Source organism: Pseudoduganella sp. GW821-FHT11H04, assembly GCF_058807935.1.
Genome location: NZ_JBXARE010000002.1, coordinates 314,317 through 335,360 on the forward strand (window position 1 = coordinate 314,317; position 21,044 = coordinate 335,360).

23 protein-coding genes are annotated in these 21,044 nt (G+C 62.6%); 9 read left to right on the top strand and 14 right to left on the bottom strand.

What is annotated here, in order from left to right:
- The first annotated feature begins 4 nt into the window (after positions 1–4).
- Positions 5–439 (top strand): thioredoxin TrxC, encoded by a 435-nt coding sequence (gene trxC / locus AC1RTP_RS05245; RefSeq protein ID WP_498605339.1) that lies wholly within the window; start codon positions 5–7, stop codon positions 437–439.
- On the opposite strand, the gene AC1RTP_RS05250 is transcribed toward trxC, so the two are convergent.
- From AC1RTP_RS05250 to dctP, 10 genes are read right to left on the bottom strand one after another with little or no spacing between them, the layout of a single operon-like run.
- Positions 436–1,329 carry an ACP S-malonyltransferase gene (locus AC1RTP_RS05250; RefSeq protein WP_498605341.1) on the bottom strand — a complete coding sequence of 298 codons (894 nt, stop codon included), beginning with the start codon at positions 1,327–1,329 and terminating at the stop codon, positions 436–438. The genes trxC and AC1RTP_RS05250 overlap by 4 nt on opposite strands.
- Positions 1,326–2,228 (bottom strand): triphosphoribosyl-dephospho-CoA synthase MdcB, encoded by a 903-nt coding sequence (mdcB, locus tag AC1RTP_RS05255; protein ID WP_498605343.1) that lies wholly within the window; start codon positions 2,226–2,228, stop codon positions 1,326–1,328. Before mdcB ends, AC1RTP_RS05250 begins: the two co-directional genes overlap by 4 nt.
- A complete protein-coding gene (mdcG, locus tag AC1RTP_RS05260) occupies positions 2,225–2,911 on the bottom strand; it encodes a malonate decarboxylase holo-[acyl-carrier-protein] synthase (protein ID WP_498605345.1) in 687 nt (228 codons plus the stop codon). Before mdcG ends, mdcB begins: the two co-directional genes overlap by 4 nt.
- Positions 2,895–3,611 (bottom strand): biotin-independent malonate decarboxylase subunit gamma, encoded by a 717-nt coding sequence (gene mdcE / locus AC1RTP_RS05265; RefSeq protein WP_498605347.1) that lies wholly within the window; start codon positions 3,609–3,611, stop codon positions 2,895–2,897. Before mdcE ends, mdcG begins: the two co-directional genes overlap by 17 nt.
- 2 nt (positions 3,612–3,613) lie before the next feature.
- Entirely contained in the window at positions 3,614–4,498 is an 885-nt protein-coding gene (locus AC1RTP_RS05270; protein WP_498605349.1) for a biotin-independent malonate decarboxylase subunit beta, read from the bottom strand.
- Positions 4,495–4,809: a malonate decarboxylase acyl carrier protein gene (mdcC, locus tag AC1RTP_RS05275; RefSeq protein WP_498605351.1), complete on the bottom strand. Its 315-nt coding sequence runs from the start codon at positions 4,807–4,809 to the stop codon at positions 4,495–4,497. Before mdcC ends, AC1RTP_RS05270 begins: the two co-directional genes overlap by 4 nt.
- 8 nt (positions 4,810–4,817) lie before the next feature.
- Complete coding sequence (mdcA, locus tag AC1RTP_RS05280) at positions 4,818–6,485, bottom strand: malonate decarboxylase subunit alpha (RefSeq protein WP_498605353.1); 1,668 nt, start codon at positions 6,483–6,485, stop codon at positions 4,818–4,820.
- The gene (locus tag AC1RTP_RS05285; RefSeq protein WP_498605354.1) at positions 6,486–7,835 is read right to left on the bottom strand and encodes a TRAP transporter large permease; all 1,350 of its coding nucleotides are present in this window, start codon (positions 7,833–7,835) and stop codon (positions 6,486–6,488) included. It abuts the gene before it with no gap.
- Positions 7,832–8,386, bottom strand: a complete 555-nt coding sequence (locus AC1RTP_RS05290) for a TRAP transporter small permease (protein ID WP_498605355.1) — start codon at positions 8,384–8,386, stop codon at positions 7,832–7,834. The genes AC1RTP_RS05285 and AC1RTP_RS05290 overlap by 4 nt, the downstream gene beginning before the upstream one ends.
- On the bottom strand, positions 8,383–9,399 hold the full coding sequence (dctP, locus tag AC1RTP_RS05295; RefSeq protein WP_498605356.1) for a TRAP transporter substrate-binding protein DctP: 1,017 nt from the start codon (positions 9,397–9,399) through the stop codon (positions 8,383–8,385). The genes AC1RTP_RS05290 and dctP overlap by 4 nt, the downstream gene beginning before the upstream one ends.
- A gap of 128 nt (positions 9,400–9,527) precedes the next feature.
- On the opposite strand from dctP, the gene AC1RTP_RS05300 reads away from it, so the two are divergent.
- The 4 genes from AC1RTP_RS05300 to AC1RTP_RS05315 are packed head-to-tail and all read left to right on the top strand — an operon-like array spanning position 9,528 to position 12,403.
- A complete protein-coding gene (locus tag AC1RTP_RS05300) occupies positions 9,528–10,190 on the top strand; it encodes a GntR family transcriptional regulator (RefSeq protein WP_498605357.1) in 663 nt (220 codons plus the stop codon).
- A 55-nt stretch (positions 10,191–10,245) separates the two neighbouring features.
- Positions 10,246–11,478 carry an MFS transporter gene (locus AC1RTP_RS05305; RefSeq protein WP_498605359.1) on the top strand — a complete coding sequence of 411 codons (1,233 nt, stop codon included), beginning with the start codon at positions 10,246–10,248 and terminating at the stop codon, positions 11,476–11,478.
- Positions 11,475–12,095: a helix-turn-helix transcriptional regulator gene (locus AC1RTP_RS05310; protein ID WP_498605362.1), complete on the top strand. Its 621-nt coding sequence runs from the start codon at positions 11,475–11,477 to the stop codon at positions 12,093–12,095. The genes AC1RTP_RS05305 and AC1RTP_RS05310 overlap by 4 nt, the downstream gene beginning before the upstream one ends.
- A gap of 50 nt (positions 12,096–12,145) precedes the next feature.
- Positions 12,146–12,403, top strand: coding sequence for a hypothetical protein (locus AC1RTP_RS05315; protein ID WP_498605364.1), 258 nt, complete (start codon positions 12,146–12,148; stop codon positions 12,401–12,403).
- Here the strand turns inward: AC1RTP_RS05315 and AC1RTP_RS05320 are convergent.
- Positions 12,373–13,581: a multidrug effflux MFS transporter gene (locus tag AC1RTP_RS05320; protein WP_498605366.1), complete on the bottom strand. Its 1,209-nt coding sequence runs from the start codon at positions 13,579–13,581 to the stop codon at positions 12,373–12,375. The two genes, AC1RTP_RS05315 and AC1RTP_RS05320, sit on opposite strands and share 31 nt — an antisense overlap.
- A 117-nt stretch (positions 13,582–13,698) precedes the next feature.
- Between AC1RTP_RS05320 and epsC the strand changes: the two genes are divergently transcribed.
- From epsC to AC1RTP_RS05340, 4 genes are all read left to right on the top strand, one after another.
- Positions 13,699–14,622 (top strand): serine O-acetyltransferase EpsC, encoded by a 924-nt coding sequence (gene epsC / locus AC1RTP_RS05325; RefSeq protein ID WP_498605368.1) that lies wholly within the window; start codon positions 13,699–13,701, stop codon positions 14,620–14,622.
- Positions 14,623–14,725: 103 nt separating this feature from the next.
- Positions 14,726–15,292 (top strand): YceI family protein, encoded by a 567-nt coding sequence (locus tag AC1RTP_RS05330; RefSeq protein WP_498605370.1) that lies wholly within the window; start codon positions 14,726–14,728, stop codon positions 15,290–15,292.
- Positions 15,293–15,296: 4 nt separating this feature from the next.
- Positions 15,297–17,057: an amidohydrolase gene (locus AC1RTP_RS05335; RefSeq protein WP_498605371.1), complete on the top strand. Its 1,761-nt coding sequence runs from the start codon at positions 15,297–15,299 to the stop codon at positions 17,055–17,057.
- A 146-nt stretch (positions 17,058–17,203) separates the two neighbouring features.
- Positions 17,204–17,404: a hypothetical protein gene (locus tag AC1RTP_RS05340; protein ID WP_498605373.1), complete on the top strand. Its 201-nt coding sequence runs from the start codon at positions 17,204–17,206 to the stop codon at positions 17,402–17,404.
- A 286-nt stretch (positions 17,405–17,690) separates the two neighbouring features.
- Here AC1RTP_RS05340 and AC1RTP_RS05345 read toward each other — a convergent pair whose 3' ends face one another.
- The 3 genes from AC1RTP_RS05345 to AC1RTP_RS05355 all read right to left on the bottom strand — a co-directional run bounded on the left by AC1RTP_RS05345 (position 17,691) and on the right by AC1RTP_RS05355 (position 21,009).
- Entirely contained in the window at positions 17,691–18,389 is a 699-nt protein-coding gene (locus AC1RTP_RS05345; protein WP_498605374.1) for a PleD family two-component system response regulator, read from the bottom strand.
- Between the two features lie 290 nt (positions 18,390–18,679).
- Positions 18,680–19,300 (bottom strand): phosphohydrolase, encoded by a 621-nt coding sequence (locus AC1RTP_RS05350; protein ID WP_498605376.1) that lies wholly within the window; start codon positions 19,298–19,300, stop codon positions 18,680–18,682.
- The gene (locus AC1RTP_RS05355; RefSeq protein ID WP_498605379.1) at positions 19,297–21,009 is read right to left on the bottom strand and encodes an ATP-binding protein; all 1,713 of its coding nucleotides are present in this window, start codon (positions 21,007–21,009) and stop codon (positions 19,297–19,299) included. Before AC1RTP_RS05355 ends, AC1RTP_RS05350 begins: the two co-directional genes overlap by 4 nt.
- Positions 21,010–21,044 lie beyond the last annotated feature (35 nt).

A 21,044-nucleotide genomic window follows, 5' to 3' on the forward strand; every position in this document is an offset into this window, starting at 1 on the left:
ATACATGGAAAACTTGCATATCGTCTGTCCCCATTGCGACGCGGTCAACCGCGTTCCCTCGGTTCGCCTGGAAGAAGGGGCCACCTGCGGCAAGTGCCAGCGCCCCCTGTTCACCGGCCATCCGGTCGACTTGTCGACGGAGCGTTTCCTCAAGCATGTTGAGCGCAACGATATTCCGGTACTGGTGGATTTTTGGGCGCCCTGGTGTGGGCCGTGCCGGCAAATGGCGCCGTTCTATGAACAGGCGACGGCCAAACTCGAGCCTTACTTCCGCGTGGTAAAGGTCAATACCGAGGCGGAACAGCAGTTGGCGTCCCGCTTTGCTATCCGCAGCATTCCCACGCTCGCCGTGTTCAAGGGCGGCCGCGAACTGGCGCGCCAGCCGGGGGCGATGGATACTAACAGCATCATCGCCTGGGTGCAGCAGCACCTTCGCTAAGCGCGCTCCAGCCAGCGGCGTACACCGTCCAGTGAGCGGAAGTCGGCCACGGATCGGCAATCGATGTCCGGGTGGCGTGCGGATAGCATTTTTGACAGGGCACTGCCCGGGCCAAGCTCCAGCGCCGCTGTGATCCCGCGTTCGGCGCAGGCATCCATGCAATCACTCCACATGACTGTTTCGGCCAACTGGCGCGAGAGGCGGTCGATGGCGCTATCCCTGTCGCGAACAGGCATGGCGTCCACTCCGCCCAGGACGGGGACTTGCATCTCGCGGAATGATTCGTGCCTAAGCAGGCCGGCAAACGGTTCGACTGCTGCCCGGAGGTAGGGGGTATGCGACGCGACGGCGACTGGTAGCGGCACGATGCGGGCGCCAGGGAGGACGATGGCGGCGACATTGGCGGTGGGGCCGCCTGCAATGCATGTGTCTTCGCCTGTTTCGATCGCGATATGGAAGCCTTGCGCGGCCAGCATGTGGTGCAAGGTGTCGATGCGCCGGCCGCTGATGGCGAGCATGGCATGCGGGCGGTCCGGGGCGACGCAGGCGTCCATGAATTCGGCACGTCGGCCTGCCAGGGCGACGGTGCGCTCGGGAGTCAATGCTCCCGCTACGCCGTAGGCTGTCAGTTCGCCGACGCTGTAGCCGGCGGCCAGCGCGGGTGGCGGACAGTCGCGGCGCAGCGCCTCCCATATGGCGAGGCTACTTGCGACGATGGCTGGTTGGGCGGTGCGATTGCTGAACAGGCTGGCCGGATCGCTCAGGCCGGGCAGTAGCGGCGCCAGTTGATCCAGCAGGGCGGCGCCGTGCGGGTTGCTGCGGGCCATGTCGTACATGCCGGCATGCTGGGCGCCCTGGCCGGGACAGAGTATCAGCAGGCGGCTTTTCATGGCGGCGGCATGGTGGACAGGCTGTGCACCAGGCAGGTGGCGGCCAGGAGGTCGGCCGCTCCGCCGGGCGATAATCGCTTCGCGACGAGGCGCTGGTGGCAATCCTGCGCGAGATCTTCCCACTGAGGATTTGCCGTGCCGCCCAGTTGCAGGAAATGGCACGCGTCGCGGCGCACCGTATCGGCGCCTTCCGCTCCGCCCCGATGGTAGATATTGGTGTCGCTGATGTGCGCCATCAGGGCGAAGATGGCGTCGACGCGGGCATGCAGCAAGGGTGCGCCGCGCGCCAAGGCCTTGTGCAGCGCGGGCAGGCCCACTTCGAATACCGAAGGCAGGCCAAGCGCGCCTTCTTCACGCGCGCCGCTCGCAGCGTGTTGGGCGGCCGCCTGCTGGCCGTGCGAATCGCCCGTAGCGTATGTGTGGGCGGCCAATTCCTCCCCCCAATGCAGCAGGAGCGCTGTACGCAGGGCGGTGGGCGTGAGCGTCATGCGCAGCGCGCGCAAGCGGCCCATCGCGGCGCACAGCAAGCCCAGTGCGAAGATGGCGCCGCGGTGGGTGTTGACGCCTTGTGTCGCGGCCATCATGCGCTGTTCGGCGGCGATGCCGAGTGCTTTCAGCACTGCAAAGGGAGCGCCGTCATAGCCGGCTTTGCAGATCCTGGCATAGTAGTGGCGCAGGGCGAACAGGCTGCGCATGAAAGTGGCGGCATCCATGTCGCTGTGGCTGCCGTTGTCGATGAAGGAGACCAGGCCGGGTTTTGGGTAGAGCGCCAGCTCGTGATACAGGCTGCGCACGGCGCGCAGCGCGACTTCGTGCGATAGCGCGTGCGCCGGATGGCGGCGCTGCGTGCAGCCGACGGCGCTGATGGCAGCTTGCGCGGGCGTGGAATGGACAGTCATGCTGCCTCCAGTTCTGCGCGCAGTTCGGCGCGGGGGGCGAGTTTCACGTCGACCTGTGATTTGACCAGCACCCGCTCGGTATGGGCGCGGGCTGTGAACCATTCTTTCCACGCTACGGCCTGGCCGCTGGGGAAAATGATCTCGCCATCCAGCGGCAGCTCGCCAAGGAAGCTGGCGAGCAGCAGGGTGCCGGCATCGAGCTCGCAGATGCTGCGTGGACGGAACAGCAAGTCGATGTCGGAGCTGTCGCGCAGGTACAACTGGCCTGTCAGCGCCTGCAGGGCCAGTGAGCCGAACACGCGCAGGTCGAGGCCTTCGCCGGCTTGGCGCAGGCGGGAAAACGGCGCCTGCCAATTCCCGGGAAGGGAGTGCGCGACTGCTTCCAGCAGCAGCGGGGCGCTGTGGCGGGCGATATGTCGGGCTGGGACGATCAGCGGCAAGCGGAATTTTGCGCCGCTGGCGGGATCAGGCGGCGCAGCGAGGCCGAGAAAGACCGCACCGCTATCCGTGCCGGTTTCGGCGCCTGGCTGCGTCGGTCTGTCGTGACGCCGCACGATGAGAGGCCAGCGTGAGCCGGCCCAGCGCGCGATCGCGCCGTGCGCGGCCGTGCCTGGCGCAACGGCCGACAGCTCTTGCTGCCAGCCGTCGTCCGTCAACCAGGCCAGGTCATGCCGTGCGTACATTTCCGCCGCCTATGATGGCCTCGATGACTGGCTGCGCTGCCTTGCGGCCTCCTCGCAGCAAACCTAGTGCGCTGCGCTGGTCCTCGCGTGGCGCATTGGCGATGGCGTGCGCAAGGTGCGCCGCGAGGTCGCCTTCCCAGATCGCCTGCAGGCCGCCCATGCGCAGGTAGTTCTCGGGACCCGGTGCAAAAACAGGATTGCTGCGCGCCAGTTCGACCAGCTTTTCTTCCGGCACCTTGGTAATGCGGGCCATGGCCGGCAAACCCATAACGCGGATCGTGGCATCGGGCAGGGCATAGCATGCGTCGGCCATCAGCCCGCTGGTAATGAAGCCGCCGGACAAAGCCTGGTCGTACACCAGCCCGATGATGCGGTGGCCCTGGCGGCGCGCCAGGTCGACGCATTTGCCCAAGTGGGCCATATAGCTGTTGATGCCTAACATTTCGTCGCGGTGGCGCAGGCGCTGGCCTTGCGTATCAACCAGCAGCACGATAGCTCGGCCGGGATGGTTGCGCACCGTCGCCAGTACAGCCTTCGCCTGCGCCAGCGCGATTTCCACGCCGATCGGCGCGTGGCCGGTGGTACCGATAATGCTGACTATCTGGTCAGCCACGCGTGCGGTACCGTTCAGGAATTGTTCGTGCTCCACGATGTCGTGCCCATCGGGGAACAGGGCATCGGCCAATACTTTCCATTCCATGCTCAAGCTCCCAGTCGGTGCGGCGCGACCGCTGCGGTGAATGAATCGACATCCAGCATCGGGATGTCTTGCGGTGCAGTAATGCCGATCGCAGCCCAGATGTCGGCGGGGTCACGCAGGTCGCCGAAGCGCTCGATGCGCTGCGCCAGCATGGCTTGCTCCGCTTCCAGCCCGGCCAGCGTCAGTTCCACAGTTCCGTTGCGGGCTTCTTCGATGGCCTCCAGCGCCGCCTGGCGGAAGGCGGGAATGCTGTCTTCCACGATGCGCTGCACGTCGCCCATCAGGTAGCGATGCTTGCCGCCGGTGGTGCGCCACACCAGGGCGCGGTCGCGCGAATCAAACTCCTCGACACCGTTGGCAGTCTCAATCACTTCCGGCCCCGACATGGCAAGGCGGCCTTCCTCGGAAATCACCAGCGTATTGGCGCAGCGTGCCACGATGCCCATGCCGCCGAAGGCGCCGTTGGAGCCGCCAATCAGGATCACGACGGGGATGCCCGCCGCGCGCACGTCAAGCACGGCTCGCATCACTTCCGATACCGCGATCAGGCCGGCATTGGCTTCATGCAGGCGCACGCCGCCGGTTTCCAGCAACAGCAGCACGGCGGCTGGGCGCTGAAGCAATGCGAGCCGCAGCAGGCCAACCAGCTTGGCGCCGTGCACTTCGCCCACAGCGCCGCCCATGAAACCGCCTTCCTGCGCGGCGGCAAACACGGTCAAGCCTTCCAGGCTGGCGCGGCCGACCACTACGCCGTCGTCGAAGGACACCGGCGCGTTGAGCTGCCCCAGGTGCGGGCTGACCACGCGCTGCGCCGGGCCGATGAATTCTTCGAAACTGTCGAACAGCGCCAGGCGCTCGCGCGCATTGGCTTCCAGGTAGCTGCTCATTTGGCCTCTCCCAGCATGGATTCCACCGCCTGGTCCAGCCGCAGGCTGACCACGGCCGGCGTTGCGCCCATATCGTTGATAGCGATGCGCGTGTCGGCCAACTGCCAGCGCTGCTGGAAGTCGGAGATGACGGCTTGCCAGATAGGGCCGAAGCCGACGGCGGCGGTCTGTATGCCAACTTCGCAGGCGCCGCCCAGCGGCGTACTCTCGATCAGTACTTCCAGGTTGCCCGAGCTGACCACGCCGACGATGCGCGGTTCGGCCGACAGCGAGCGGCGGCCTTGTTCGAATCGGTAATTGAGTGTTTCCATCTTGGCTCCTACCAGTTGCGGAAGCGTTTGGGCGGGTCATACAGGCCGCCCGACGCTCGCACGAGGTCTTTCATATTCTTTGCCGCCAGCAGGTCGCGCGTGGCCTGGCGCTTGTCGATGCCCAGGTCCTCGGCTCGCGTGATGATGCCGCGGTCGCGCAGGTTTTCCACCATGCGCTTGTCGCGGCCCAGGCCAACGGGGGTATATCCTGCCACGCCGCGGATCGCCTGCTCGCGTTCTTCCGCGCTGCGGCACAGCAGTAGGTTGGCGATGCCTTCTTCTGTCAGGATGTGGGTCACATCGTCGCCGTAGATCATCACGGGCGGGATTGCCATCTTAGCTTGTTCGCCCAGTTCCCAGGCGTCCAGTTTTTCGACAAACGCCGGCTGCATGTGCTCGCGGAAGGTTTCCACCATTTGCACCACCAGCTTCTGGCCGCGCGGGATGGCGCCGCTGCCCTGGCGCGCCTGTTCGCCTGCCTTGAGCCATGCCGGGCTGGCGTGGCGCCGGCCGCGCGCATCGGCGCCCATATTCGGTGCGCCGCCGAAGCCGGAGATGCGTCCCAGCGTCGCAGTGGAGGAGTTGCCGGCCAGGTCGATCTGCAGGGTGGAACCGATGAACATATCGCAGGCATAGTGGCCTGCCGCCTGGCAGTAGGCGCGGTTGCTGCGCATGGAGCCGTCCGGGCCAACCGCGAAGACGTCAGGACGGGCGCGGATGTAGTTTTCCATGCCCAGTTCCGAGCCGAAGGAATGGATCGATTCCACGAAACCGGCTTCAATCGCAGGGATCAGGGCTGGGTGCGGATTAAGCGCCCAGTTGGTGGCGATCTTGCCGCGCAGGCCGAGCGATGCGCCGTACGTTGGCAGCAGCAGCTCGATGGCTGCGGTGTCGAAGCCGATGCCGTGGTTCAGGCGCTGCACCTGGTATTCGGCGTAGATGCCTTTGATTGCCATCATCGCCATCAGCACCTGGATTTCTGAAATCTGCGCCGGGTCGCGCGTGAACAGCGGCTCGATGTAGTAGGGCGTCGGCGACTGTACGACGAAATCGACCCAGTCGCCCGGCACGTCAATGCGAGGCAGTTCGTCCACTATGCGGTTGACCTGCACGATCACGATGCCGTTCTTGAAAGCCGTCGCTTCGACAATGGGCGGCGTGTCTTCCGTATTCGGACCGGTGTACAGGTTGCCGTGGCGGTCGGCCGCTTCCGCCGCCACAAGGGCCACGCGCGGCGGCAGGTCGATGAAGTAGCGGCTGAACAGCTCAAGATAGGTATGGATCGCGCCGATATTCAGCTTGCCCGCGGCGGCCAGCTTTGCCACGCGCCCGGCCTGCGGACCGGAGAAGGAAAAGTCCAGCCTGGAGGCGACGCCGCGCTCGAACACGTCCAGGTGTTCCGGCAAGGCCAGTACCGATTGCAGCATATGCAGGCCATGCACGCGCTGCGGATCGAGTCCGGCCAGCGCTTGCGCCAGGAAGTCGGCCTGCTTCTGGTTATTGCCTTCGATGCAGACGCGGTCGCCGTTTTCCAGCACGGCATGCAGCAAGTCGGCGATGCGGGCGGCCGGCAACGCCTTGCCCGCCAGCTCGCCGCCCAGCACAGTGCGGGCGCGCGCCAGGCGCTCGTTGCGGTTGCGCTGCAGGCTGTCCCACACGCGGATTGGGGCGTTCATTTACTTGGCTCCCATGATCATGTCGGGCAGGCCGGTGGCAATGCCGGGGAAGAGGCATAGCAGGATCACGGCAACCACCATCAGCAGCAGGAAGGGCGTCACGCCCCAGATCACGTCCTTCAGCGGGATGTCCGGCGCAATGTTCTTGATGACGAAGATGTTCAGGCCCACTGGCGGGTGGATCAGGCCCATCTCCATCACCACCGTCATGACGATGCCGAACCATACCAGGTCAAAGCCCGCTTCGCGCAGCGGCGGTAGGATGATCGGCGCGGTCATCAGGATAATCGAGACCGGCGGCAGGAAGAAGCCAAGCACTACCACCAGCACCAGGATGGTCGCCAACAGCACCCATTTCGACAGGTGCATGCCGACCACCCAGCTGGCCGCCGCCTGGCTGATATGCAGGTAGCTCATGACGTAGGAATACAGCAGCGACATGCCGATGATCAGCAGCAGCATGGTCGATTCCTTGATGGTCGACGCCAGGATCGGCGACATATCCTTCGGCCGCCAGGCGCCGTACACCACGGCGATCAGCACCAGGGCAAGCAGGGCGCCCAGGCCGGCCGTTTCGGACGGAGTGGCGAAGCCGCCGTACAGGGCCACCATCACGCCGATCAGGAGCACGATGAAGGGCAGCACGCGCGGCAGCATTTCCACTTTCTCGCGCAGGGTGAAGTGCTCGTCTTCCAGGTAGGCCGACTTGGCGCCGCCTTTTTTGTATGCCTCGAACGCCAGCCGGTATTCGACACGGGCGCGGTACACCGCATAGCCGGCAAACAGCAGCACCAGCAGCACGCCCGGGCCAATACCGGCCAGGAACAGGCGTCCCAGCGACTGCTCCGCCGCCACTGCGTACAGGATCATGGTGATGGAAGGAGGCAGCAGGATGCCCAGCGTGCCGCCTGCCGCAATGATGCCGGCCGCGAATCCAGGCGAGTAGCCGCGCTTGCGCATTTCAGGAATGCCGGCCGAACCGATCGCCGAACAGGTTGCCGGCGAAGAGCCGGCCATGGCCGCGAACAGCGCGCAGGCAAACACGTTTGCGATGCCCAGGCCTCCCGGCACCTTGTGCAGCCAGGTGTGGATAGCCGAATACAGGTCTTTGCCGGCTGGCGATTTGCCGATTGCCGCGCCCTTCAGGATGAACAGCGGGATCGAGAGCAAGGTGATGGAAGCCATTTCCTCGTACACGTTCTGGGTGACCGTGTCGAGGGAGCTGGCCGGCATGAAGAAATACATGAAGGTAGTCGCCACGATGCCAAGCGCATAGGCGATCGGCATGCCGGAGAACATGACCACCAGGGTGACGATGCCGTACAGGGCGCCTAAAGTCAGTTCGCTCATTTTGCGGCTCCTTTTTCAGTGATTCGAGCCAGCACTTGCAGCAAAATCTGCAGGGTCAGCAAGGTCATCCCGGCCGCCATCATGGCGTAGGGAATCCACAGCGGCGGTGCGAAAGTGGAGGTGGTTGTCTGGCCGTCAGCCCAGGCCTCATGCCACAGCGTCCACGATTTCCAGGAGAAGAAGGCGCAGAACACAAAGGACAACAGGTCGACAATGAACATGCGTACGGCATTGGCCTTGGGCGGCAGGATGGCGGCCAGCGCCTCGATGCCGATATGGCCGCGGAAGCTTTGCACGTAGGCGCAGCTGAAGAAGGTCACGCCCACCAGCATGAAGATCGAGGCTTCATCCTGCCAGTCGGTCGGCACGTGGAAGAAATAGCGCGACACCACCGAATAGGTCAGGATCAGGGCGGTGGTTACCATCGCCACCATGGACAGGAGCAGCAAGCCCTGGTTCAGTTTCGCCAGCAGCGCGGCGACCGGCGCCAGGCCGGGTGTCTTCGGCAGCGCCGCCTCCTTGGGCGGATTGAGTTCGAATCCGTGGCTCACAGCGTTTTCTCCGCAAGTGCCAGCAGCTTGGCGCAGCTCTCGTTACGTTCGCCGTAATCCTTCCACGCAGTGGTGCGGGCGATGGCTTGCCATTTCTTGACGGAGGCGGCGCTCAGGTCGACCACTTTGGCGCCGCTCTTCTGGTAGACGGCGGCCACCTGGACGTCGTCGGCCTGGGCGGCCGTCTTGGCGAAGGTTTCAAGTTCGGCGCCAACGGCCATGATGGCGGCTTGCTGGTCTTTCGGCAGGCGTTCGTAGGCGGAGCGCGACATCATCAAAGGCTCGAACATGAACCAGTAGGCGGTACCGCGCCCGGTGGTCAGTGCTTTCGAGACTTCCTCCAGGCGGAAGGAAATCAGGGAAGTGGAGGAGGTCAAGGCCGCATCCATGGCTCCGGTCTGCATGGCCGCATAGATTTCGTTGGAGGGCAACGACACCACGGCGGCGCCGGCAGCCTTCAGGATCAGGTCCATTTCGCGCGAACCGCCGCGGATTTTCATGCCTTTGGCATCTTCCGGATCGACCACCGGCTTGACGCGCGAGGCGACGCCGCCGGCCTGCCAGATCCAGCTCACCAGCACCACGCCTTTTTCCCACAGCAGTTGCGTCAGCGCCTTGCCGATTTCCTGGTTCTTCCAGCCGTAGCCCTGTTCATAGGTGGTGACCAGGCCGGGCATCAGGCCGATGTTCACCTCGGGCACTTCGCCGCCGGCATAGGACAGCGGCACCAGCGACAGGTCCAGCGCGCCCTTGCGCATGGCGGAGAACTGGGCATTGGTCTTCATCAGCGAAGAACCCGGATAAATCGAAAACTTCAGGGCGCCCTTGGTGCGCTTTTCCACTTCTGCCGCGAACATGCGGGTCAGGCGGTCGCGGAAGTCGCCTTCGGCCAGGGTGCCGCCGGGGAACTGGTGGGAGATTTTCAGGGCGCCGGTCTGGGCCCAGGAAGTTTGCAGCCACAATGGGCTGGTGGCGAGTGCGGCAAGAACGGACCTGCGGGTCATCTGAGTCATGTCATCCTCCAAGGGTAAGTATGCAGCTTTGATTTTTATGTATACAAGAATATCCCCACCAAATACATTGTCAAGAGAAATATGCGTCTTATAATGGAGTCTCATATACATACTGAACTTTTGGTTCCATGACGAAACATTCATCCACCCTGCGGGAAACCATCGAGGAAATGATCGCGATGGGCGAGCTTCAGCCGGGACAGCACCTGGACGAGACCGAGCTGGCGACACGCTTTGGCGTCTCCCGTACGCCGATCCGTGAGACGCTGATCCAACTGGAGTCGATGGGACTTGTTGTTATCCGGCCGCGGCGCGGCGCAATCGTGGCCGAGCTGGGGCCGCAGCAGCTGGTCGAAATGTTCGAAGTCATGTCCGAGCTGGAAGCGACTTGCGGCCGCCTGGCCGCGCGCCGCATGACGCCGGAAGAACAGCAGGTGCTGTTGGCCGCGCACGAGGCGTGCAAGGCGGCCGTGGAAGCGGGCGAGCCGGACGAGTATTACTACCGCAACGAGGCCTTCCACGAGGCGATTTACGCGGGCAGCCATAACAGCTTCCTGTTTGAGCAGACGCGTGGCCTGTATCGCCGCTTGCGCCCATACCGCCGCCTGCAGCTGCGTGTGCGCAACCGCATCGGCCATTCCTATTCTGAGCATGAGGGCGTGGTGCAGGCGATCCTGGCCGGCGATGGCGACAGGGCGGCAGAGCTGCTGCGCAGCCACGTAATGATCCAGGGCCAACGTTTCTCGGACTTGATGGCATCGCTGCCGCAGCTGACCAAATCTGTCGCCTGATAATAAATAATCGTTTTTGTTTACTTATTGTCGGGCTGCCAGTATATTGGCGTGCATGAATAATGTCCTCCTCATCGCGGCGACTTGCCTGCTTGGCTTGCTTTCCACCACCGGCGCCTCGCTGCCGTATCCGATCCTGCCGCCCTTGTTTGCGGCGGAAGCCCACAATAGTTTGAACAACTTCCTCGGCTTGCCGCCCAAGCTGCTGTTCGGTATCGCGTTGACGGTCAACCCGATCGGCCTGGTCATCGGCTCCGCGCTGCTTGGACCATTGTCGGACCGTTACGGTCGCCGTCCTATCCTGCTGGCCACCGCGCTTGGCGCTGCGGCCGGCCATTCGCTGACCGCTTTAGCGCTGGTGATGCAGTCGTTCCCCTTGTTCATACTGGCCCGCTTCGGTACAGGTCTGCTTGAAGGGAATGGCGCGGTGGCGCGTGCCCTGGTGGCGGAGAAGCTGGAAGGCCCCCAGCGCCTGCGCGCACTGTCGCTGGTGAATGGTTCGCTGCACCTTGGCTGGCTGGTAGGACCTGTGCTGGCAGGTTTCACACTGGGCTTTGGCATCACGGTACCGTTCTGGGTGGCGGTGGTGGCGCTGGTGCTGGCAGCTGCGCTGGTGGCGCTGACCGTGCCGCGCGCCGCCAAGGCGCCTGCGGATGGAGCCTCGTGGTGGCAGGTGGCTCGCTCGCATCACGCCATGAATCTGCTGCGCTTCCCGGAGTTGCGCACGCTGTTCGTCGTGCAGCTTGCGCTGACCTGCGGCATTACGGGCTTCTATGAATACTATCCACTGTGGCTGGTCGAGCAGGGCGGCTACGACGCGCGCGGCATCGCGACCATCAATATGGCCATGTGCGCGATCATGACGCTGGCCGCGATTATTGCCGGCCGTCCGAGCCGCAGCGAACCGCTCCATCGCGCGAGCTGGCTGGCGTTCGGCCTTGCCGCAGCGGTGGCGGGTGTCGCTCTGGGCAACCTGTGGGTTGGGATGGTGGCGATCTGTCTCTTCGGCCTGCCTAATGCGTTCTACAACGCCACTGTGCAGTCGTGGGCGGCGGACCGATTCGCCTTGCACGGGCAAGGCTCGGTAATGGGCTTGTTGTCGATGACTTTCTGCTTCGCGAATATCGCGATGGCGGCCATCGGTTCGGTGCTGACGCTGGTCGATACGCGGCTTATCCTGCTGCTTGGCGCCGTACTCGCTGCGTGGTCGGGATGGCGCTTGCGCAGTTGGCGGCGCGAGCTTGCAGCCGCGCCTACGCCGCGGATGGTGGAGGGCGCGAGCGCATGAACACTGCCGACCAGATCCTGTTCCTGCTGAAAACGCGCGGCCCGCGCACGGCGCAGCAATTGGCCGAGCTGCTGGAGCTGACCTCGATGGGCGCGCGCCGCCATCTCGAGGCGGCAGAAGAGAAAGGCTTCGTCACGTTTGAAGATGTGGCCGAAAAAGTCGGCCGTCCTTCGCGCCGTTGGCTGCTGACCGACGCCGGCCATGCCCGATTCCCTGACCGCCATGCGGACCTGACGCTGCAGCTGATTACGCAAGTGCGCGCGCTGTTTGGCGAGGACGGCATGGATAAGCTGATCACTGCACGCGAGCAGGCCAGCGAAGCTTTCTACCGTGAGACGCTTGGGGAGGGCGCGGCACTGCCGGACCGTGTTCAAGCGCTAGCCCTTGCGCGCGACGTGGAAGGCTACATGGCCGAAGTTGAGGCGCAGGCGGACGGCTCGCTACTCCTGGTCGAAAACCATTGCCCGATCTGCGCCGCCGCGCGCGAATGCCAGAACTTCTGCCGCTCGGAGCTCGACGTTTTCCAGCGCGTGCTGGGTCCCGGCTGCGAAGTGCGGCGCGAAGAGCACATCCTCGCCGGCGAGCGCCGCTGTGTCTACCGTATTAAGCCCGTGTGACAATTTAAACGCCACTGGTGTAGAGTGGGGAAAACCCAACGGAGGCGCTCATGGACGATGAAACCAGGCGAAAGTTTGTCGCTGAGGTGTGGAAGCGGTTTGTAGACGTGCAGAACTGGGCCATTGCCAACTGGCCCGATCCGGATCATCCGCTCAGTTCTTCCGACTTTGTCGAAGGCAGGAAGGAAATCCTGGGTCTCGGCTTGCCGCCGAATCTCCGTCCGGGGCACGAAAAGCCGCAGGCTGCCCTCGAACCGTCGCAGGGCGGCCCGCAATATCAGGAAGTGACGCCGGCGCCCTGGCCTTGATGGCCGTGGTGGCCATGCGTCGCGCCGCGATAGCTGGCGTAGCTGACCACCAGACAGGCCACCAGTCCGAACGCCAGGTACAGCGCGCTGCCGAACAGCAGCGGCGCCACCAATCCTGACACCAGCGCAAACAGCATCATCTGCAGGAAAGACTGCATCGACGCAGCCAGGCCGCTATGCTGCGGGAACAGGTTCATGCCGGCCAGCGTCAGCGGCGGCATGGCCAAAGCCAGCGAGAACGAGAACAGGAACAGCGGCAGCACGGCCCAAGGTACGGTCGCCGCGAAGAACCAGTTGTAAGCCACGTTGAGCGCCGCGGCCACCGCCATCAGCGCGTAACTGAGGCCGATCAGTTTCGGCGCAGCCAGGCGGTGCGCCAGCTTGCCGCTCACGCTCGCTCCCAGCACGTGGCCGCTGATCAGGGGGATAAACAGCCAGGCGAAGGCCGTTTCCGGCAGCTTCAGGATCTCCATGATGAAGTAGGCTGCCGAGCCGATATACAGCGCAAAACCACCGAAAGCCGCGCCCAGTGCCACCGACAGCAGCAGGAACTGGCGGTGTTTCAGCACCATCCAGTAGTTGCCTGCGATGGCGCCGAGATGCAGCGGATGGCGCTTCTCGCGCGGCAGGCTTTCCGGCAGCCAGCGCCAGACAGCGAACCACATCAGCAAACCGAAGCCGGTCAGGAACCAGAAAATCGAGCGCCAGCCGAAGCTCACCTGCATCCAACCGCCCAGGACGGGCGCAATGGCCGGCGCCAGGCCGAACACCATCATGATATTGCCCAGCATTTTCTGAGCGGCGATGCCGTCAAAGCGGTCCTGCACGATGGCGCGGCCAATTACCGAGCCGGCGCCTGACGCCAGGCCTTGCAGGATGCGGGCGCCGAGCAGGAAGCCGAACGATCCGGCCAGGGCGCCGCCCAAGGAGGCGAGGATGTACAGCACCAGCGACCACAGGATCACAGGGCGGCGGCCGAAACTGTCCGACAGGGTGCCGTAGAACAGCATCATGAAGGCGAAGGTGAACAGGAACAGGCTCAGCGTCTGCTGGATCGCCATCGGGCTGGCGCTGAACGTCGCGGCAATCGCCGGGAAAGAGGGCAGGTAAGTATCGATTGCCAGCGGGCCAACCATGGTCAGGCCGGCCAGCAGCAGTGTAAGCAGGATGTTTTTCATTGAATACCAGAGGGGTGAACCCCGTATTTTAAGTGAATCGCTATATACCTGCAGGGCATAAGCAATTGACTATTGTTTCTTTCGTTTTCCGGCGCCACCTCGTTATGCTCGTCCCTTATGGTTAACGACTCTTACGGCGCCGCGAGCGGCGCAGCACGCTGGGACCTCGACGAGGTGGTTCACCAGCTGCGCGTGTCGCGCGAAGCGACCCACAATATCCGCCACCAGCGCCGCGTGCGCGAGCTGCCTTCGCGCGCGGAACTGGTGCAAATCCTGGAGGGGCTGGCCGCTGCGCTATTCCCCACCCATTACGGGCGCCCGAACCTGACCGACGAGAGTATCGACTACTTCGTCGGCGACACGCTGAACACCACGCTGGACCGGCTGAACGAGCAAGTGCGGCGCGGCCTGCAATTTGGCGCCGTGGTCGCGGAAACCGAGGAAGAGCAATCCGCTACCGCTCACGGCATCACCAAAGCCTTCGCTTCCTCGTTGCCGCAGATCCGCGCCCTGGTGGTGTCGGACGTGCAGGCCGCCTATGCCGGCGACCCCGCCGCCACCTCGATTGCGGAAATTCTCCTGTGCTACCCGGGCATGGTCGCCATCCTGCATTACCGCCTGGCGCATAGCCTGCACAAGCTTGGCGCGCCCTTCATCGCCCGTATCGTCAGCGATATCGCCCATTCGCGCACCGGCATCGACATCCACCCGGCGGCGCAGATCGGCGCCAGCTTCTTTATCGACCATGGTACGGGCGTGGTGATCGGCGAAACCACCATCATCGGCGAGCGCGTTCGCCTGTACCAGCACGTGACCCTTGGCGCCAAGCGCTTCCCGGCTGACGATTCGGGCAACCTGATCAAAGGTAATCCGCGCCACCCTATCGTGGAAGACGATGTCGTGATTTACGCCGGCGCCACGGTGCTGGGACGGATCACGATCGGCGCCGGCACCACGGTGGGCGGCAACGTCTGGCTGACGCAAAGCGTGCCGGCCAACAGCAATGTGTCGCAGGCCCAGATGCGGAGCGATTGCGAGTAGCTATTATCGAAAAAGTCGATCAATAGTGCGGATATTATCCGTTTTACACTGATCATTTGTCGACGCATAATGGGCTACCAACCTTCACTCTGGAGCCCTGACAATGAAAAAACTGATCGCCTTCGCCATCGCCGCTGGTTTCTCCCTGGCCGCATCCGCCGCGCCGGAAACCTACAACATCGATACCACCCACTCCTTCTCCCGCTTCGAGTACAGCCACTTCGGCTATTCGAACCAGGTGAACAAGTTCAATAGCACCGTCGGCAAGATCCAGATCGACCGCACAGCCAAAACCGGTTCCGTGGAAGTGAGCATCGATCCTAAATCGGTCAACACCGGCTACGACACCTTCAACGAACACCTGCAAGGCGCCGACTTCCTGGACTCGGCCAAGTACCCGGCCATCACCTACAAGTCCACCAAATTCCTGTTCAACGGCGACAAGCTGGTTGGCGTGGAAGGCAACCTGACCATCAAGGGCGTGACCAAGCCAGTGAACCTGGAAGTGACCTCCTTCCAATGCATGCCGCACCCAATGCTGAAACGTGATGCCTGCGGCGCCAACGCCATCGCCAAGATCAAGCGCTCCGACTTTGGCGCCGGCAAATACGCGCCATACGTTGGCGACGACGTGACCCTGGGCTTTTCGGTAGAAGCCATCAAGGAGTAATTCCATGAATCGACCGTTGCTGGCCGCAGCCTTGCTGGCTGCCGGTCTGTCGCACGCGTATGCGACAGACATGATCATCACCAATGGCAAGGTCGCCACCATGACGCGCGAAGGCAGCTTTGCGCAAGCGGTGGCGATCAGGGACGGCGTTATCACTTCCGTGGGCAGCAATGCCCAGGTGCTCAAGCTGAAGAAGCCGGGCACGCAAGTGATCGACGCCGGCGGCCGCACGGTCATTCCGGGATTGAACGATTCCCACCTCCACATCATCCGTGAAGGCCTGAACTACAACGCAGAACTGCGCTGGGACGGCGTGACGTCGCTCAAGCGCGCCATGCAGATGCTGCGCGAGCAGGCCGCGCGCACGCCGGACGGCGCCTGGATCAAGGTCGTCGGCGGCTTCAATGAATTCCAGTTCGAAGAGAAGCGCCTTCCGACGCTGGACGAAATCAATGAGGCGGTGCCGGACAAGCCGGTGTTCATCCTCTACCTGTATGGCCTTGGCTTCGTGAACAAGAAGGGCATCGAAGTCCTGGGCTACGACAAGGACACCAAGTACAAAGACGGTGAAGTGGAACTGGGCGGAGACGGCAAGCCGACCGGCCTTCTGGTCGCCAAGCCGAACGCCATGGTGCTGTATTCCACGCTTGGCAAGACAGGTGCGCTGCCGCGCGAGCAGCAACTGAACTCCACCATCCACTACTACCGCGAGATGAACCGCTTGGGCGTGACCAGTGCTATCGACGCGGGCGGCGGCGGCCAGGCCTATCCCGACGACTACGCAGTCAGTCTGGAGCTGGCCAAAAACGGTAAGCTCACCGTGCGCACCTCCTACTACCTGTTCGCGCAGAAGCCGGGCAAGGAGCTGGAGGACTACCAGCGCTGGCTCACCATGACCAAGCCAGACCGCAACGAGCATATGTTCTACGCGAACGGCTACAACACGGAAGGGGCAGGGGAGAACCTGGTCTGGAGTGCCGCCGACTTCGAAAATTTCCTCGAACCGCGCCCCGAAATGCCGGCCCAGATGGAAAGTGAACTGGAACCGGTGCTGCGCCTGCTCGTAAAGAATCGTTGGCCGTTCCGCATCCACGCAACGTATGGCGAATCGATTGAACGCGACCTGGCAGTGATCGAAAAAATCAATCGCGAGTTGCCATTCAATGGCCTGCGCTGGTTCTTCGACCACGCCGAGACGATCAGCGACGCACAGCTGGCGCGCGTGAAGAAACTGGGCGGCGGCATCGCCGTACAGGACCGCATGTACTTCCAGGGCGAGCATTACTGGAAACGCTACGGCGCGCAAACGCGCCAGATGCCGCCAATCCGCAAGATGCTGGACATGAAGCTGCCGGTTGGCCTGGGTACCGACGGCACACGCGTCTCAAGCTACGGCCCATGGCCATCGATCTACTGGGCAGTGACCGGCAAGACCGCCGGCGGCATGGCGATGTGGCAGCCCAAAGACCGCCTCACCCGCTATGAGGCCCTGAAACTGATGACCCAGGGGAGCGCCTGGTTCAGCGGCGAAGACAAGTTGAAGGGAGAGATCGCAAAAGGCCAATATGCCGACCTGGTGATCCTGCCGAAAGACTACTTCAGCATCCCCGAAGCCGAAATCAAGACGCTTGAAAGTGCGCTGACAGTAGTGAACGGCCGCATCGTCCACGCCGGCCCGGATTTCGGCCGCTACAGCCCCGAGCTCCCTCCCGTCCAGCCCGACTGGAGCCCCGTCAAACACTACGGCGGCTACCAAAACCACTAATACGGTCCAGTTCGTGTCAACCCTTGCCCCTAGGGGCGCTCTTTGGTTGACACGAGCTCAGCTGTAATGTTGCGGGCGGGCCATTGACTTATTGGGGGCGTGGTCAATACTTCCTTGACTGCCCATCCTGCCCCGAAGGTGTCCCTATGGATCTGCTGCAATTCCTGCCCCGCGTCGATGCGACGCGCACCGAAATCGTCGACCGTGGTATCGAGGTGCAAGCCAGCTTCAGCACCTTGTGCGCAGTGGAATACTTGAAGTCCCATAACATCGCTTCCCACATCATCCAGCGCGTGCTGTTGCAACCTGAACGGCGGCGTGCTGCTCAGGTTATGCACAAGAATTGACGGGAAGTAACGCGCGACTTTAATTAGTTAAAGATCGTGTGTGAGAATTTGTGAGTTTCTAAGTCTTTGATTTTTAAGGCGCTTTTTTCTGCACAGAGAACAGGCAGTTTGTTGGAAATGGCGTCGTTGAGGGCTGTTTGCCTTGTCAAGACCCCCTTATCAACAAAGATATCCACAAACAATGTGGATAATCGGAAAAGCCCTTTTCAATCCGCCACTTACGGGATTTTGGCCGGAATTAGCAGTCAGTTAGGAGTGAAATAAGTGCTGTATGTGCATACAGTACTTATTTCAGGATGTGTCCGGATGCTTTGAAACCGCCCGCTTCGGCGCTTGGCTGGACCTGGATATCCACAGTTGAGGCTGGCTGGCCGATGACCAGCTTGCCCGACCACGCTTCTCCCTTTTGCAGGCCCTGCAGGATCGCGGCAAATTGCTCGCGGTGGGCGTTGTATTGCGCCAGTTGGGCCTGCAGGATTTGCAGGTCCGAGTAGTTGCGCAGCGAGGAAATCACGGTGGTGAATAGCTTGCGTGTGGTGAGGTCGGTCTTGCACCAGAAATCGTTGATGTCGTAGTCGAGGATGATGCTGTGCTCGAGCGCCTGGCCAGGCTGGCCGGTGCGCAGCACGATGCGTACGAGTTCATTCTTCAGCTCGGCGCGGATCTGGTTGGCGACGCGCAGGCCGGCATCGCTGGTTTCCATGATGACGTCCAATAGCACCAGGGCCACGTCGGGGTTGTTGCGCAGGGTGGTCAGGGCTTCTTCGCCGGAGTAGGCGTGCAGGAAGCTGAGGCGGCGTCCCATGAAGCATGCATTGCTGAGGGAGAACTTGGTGACGACGTGGACGTCGACGTCATCATCGACAATCAGCACCCGCCATGGGGCGGGATTGGCGCCGGCAGCCTGCTCGGCCGAACTGGCTTGCGCCTCGTCGTCGATCATCCAACCTTCGCTCGAGTCGTCGTCAGGAACTTTCACGTCCATGCATTTTCCTTTATCGGTTGTGGACACGTTATTCTGCGGCACAAGTTTTGTCAAAATATTTTCCAGACACTCAGTGAGTTGCAAAAAGGGATACGCACTGCACTGCTAAGTCTTTGATTTTATTCAGACTAATTAATTGCCAAAGAAATGGGCAATTTATTGAAAGTCGCGCCGTTAAAGGCGAAACGGGCTGTCAGGGGCCGTTTTTCCACACGTTTATCCACAGCAGAAGTGGATAACTGAAATTTCGTCTTTAAAAACTTCGTATTACGGCAATTTTATCATCCGGACTATGAAGCCGCTGCCTTGAGACGGTTCAATTCGTCGAGGAAGCGTTCGCAAGCCAGGCCCGGCGGCCATGGTTCCCAGGCCGGCTCGCCATATAAAGCCTGTAATGGATCTTCATTTAAGGGCACTGCGGTGATCTTCAATGTCCGCTTGACCTCTTCGCCGCTCCAGCCCACCACATGCACGGCTTCACTGGCGGCCGCCAGGCGGTCGGCGCGTTTGTGGACCTGGTATTCCTTCGGCGTCCATGCAGGCAAGCCATAGCGCAGGAAAACGGCTTGCTCCAGCCGCTGGCTCAGCTCGCGGAAGCTGTCGCCGAGGAAGGGCTTCAGCACGGAAATGCAGTCGAAGCCCAGCAAGCCTTCTTCGGCGTCGTGTAGGAGTTCACGCAGGCTGCGCAGCGGGTCGAGGGGAACGGGCGACCACATGCGCCGCAATTGCAGCACGGTGATCGAATGCTGGGCCACTGAGAGCGGCAACGGCCAGGCCGAATGGCCGCCCCAGCGATAGGTGCGCGCCAGGCCTAGTGCGAGGTCGGCATCGTCCCAATCGAAGGGCGTGGGGTCCAGCAAATCCAGCCGACGGCCGGATGGCATGCGCACCCAGGCGCGTTGTGTCGTCATGCTGCTATCGTATCGTCGCGACGCAGGTCGGCGCAAGCTTGCAGGATGAGGGTCTCGAGTTCGGGCAACAGGGTGAGGGCGGTTTCCAGTTCGCCGGCGGCGCTGGCCTTTTCCATTTGGTGGCAAAGGGTGTGCAGTTCGGGGGCGCTGAGATAGCCGCAACTGCCTTTCAGCGCATGGAAAGCGCTGGTGGCGCCTTCGCCATCGCCGTTTTGCAGGGCGAGGCGGCCTTCGTCCATACGGCGCGGCGCTTCCTCCAGGAAGGCTTGCGCAATGCGCTGCTGGTGGCGGGCCGTCATGCCGCTCAAAGGCACGATGTGGATCGCCTGATTGGCTGGCTCGACGCCGAACATATCATCCAGTTCGGCGTGCGTCGGCGCGGTGCGTGGCAACTGACGGCCGCGGTTCAGCAATTGCGCGATGGTCTTTTCCAGCTGGTCGTACAGCAAGCGCTCGTCGACTGGCTTGCTGAGGAAACCGTCCATGCCGGCCGACAGGTAGTGGGCGCGATCCAGGTCGCTGGCGTTGGCTGTCAGGGCGATGATCGGCACCAGCGGATCGCGCACCGCCAGGTCCAGGCTGCCGCCGCGGCGAATCAGGCGCGCTGCCTGTTCGCCGTCCATTTGCGGCATGCGGCCGTCCATCAGCACCAGGTCGAAATCTTGTTCGTGCAGGGCGCGCAGTGCTTCCAGGCCGTTTTCTGCGACTACCACTTCATGGCCCATGCCTTCCAGCAGGGTGCCAATGATGATCTGGTTGGTGCGCACGTCTTCGGCGCAGAGTACGCGCAGGCGGTGGGCGTGGCGCAGGTGGGCCGGAACGTTGAGCGGGTCTTGCTCGGGTGGGCCGCCCAGGGCCAGCGGCAGCGAGAAGCGCAAGGTGGAGCCTTTGCCAAGGCGGGTGTCGGCTTCGATCTGGCCGCCCATCAGGTCGACCAGCTCTTTACAGATAGCCAGGCCCAGGCCGGGACCATCGGCACGGCGGGTCGAGGACAGGTCGGCCGGTTCGAATTTTCGGAACAGGCGTGGCAGCATTTCCAGCGGTATGCCAGGACCGGTATCGCTGATGGAGAAGCTGACGCGTGCCAGGCCGTCCGTCGTTTCGCCCGAGGCGCGCAGGCGCACTTCGCCGCGTTCGGTGAATTTGATGGCATTGCCCAGCAGGTTGAGCAGGATCTGGCGGATGCGGTTCGGGTCGCCCTGCACATGGCGCGGCAGGCCAGGCGCCAACTCGCAGCGCAGCAGCAGCGCCTTGGCGTCGGCTTGCGGGCGCAGGATGGTGATGGCTTCGTCGATGATGTCGATCAGGTCCAGGTCCTGGGTATTGATCGACAGGCGTCCGGCATCGATGCGGGAAAAATCGAGCAGGTCGTTAAGGATGGCGAGCAGGGCTTCGCTGTTTTTCAGGCCGATGCGCAGGTATTCCACGGTGCGGTCGGCGATGGTGCGGTCGCGCAGGGCAAATTTGAGCATGCCGATCACGCCCGCAAGCGGGGTGCGGATATCGTGGCTCATGGCCGCCAGAAAGTCGATCCGGTGGCGGCCAAGTTTCTCATTTTGGATTTGCGTTTGCTTGAGTGCGGCTTCACGAGCCGCCAGCTGCTTCTTTAAGCGGCGGTTCTCCAATATCAGCAGGATAAACGCGGCCAACCCCAGGATTATTAACAGGGGCGCTGCTGTTTGAATAAACGATGCAAACGAAGAAGGCAAACTAAATCATCTCCTCAATATCAATTATTGTAATG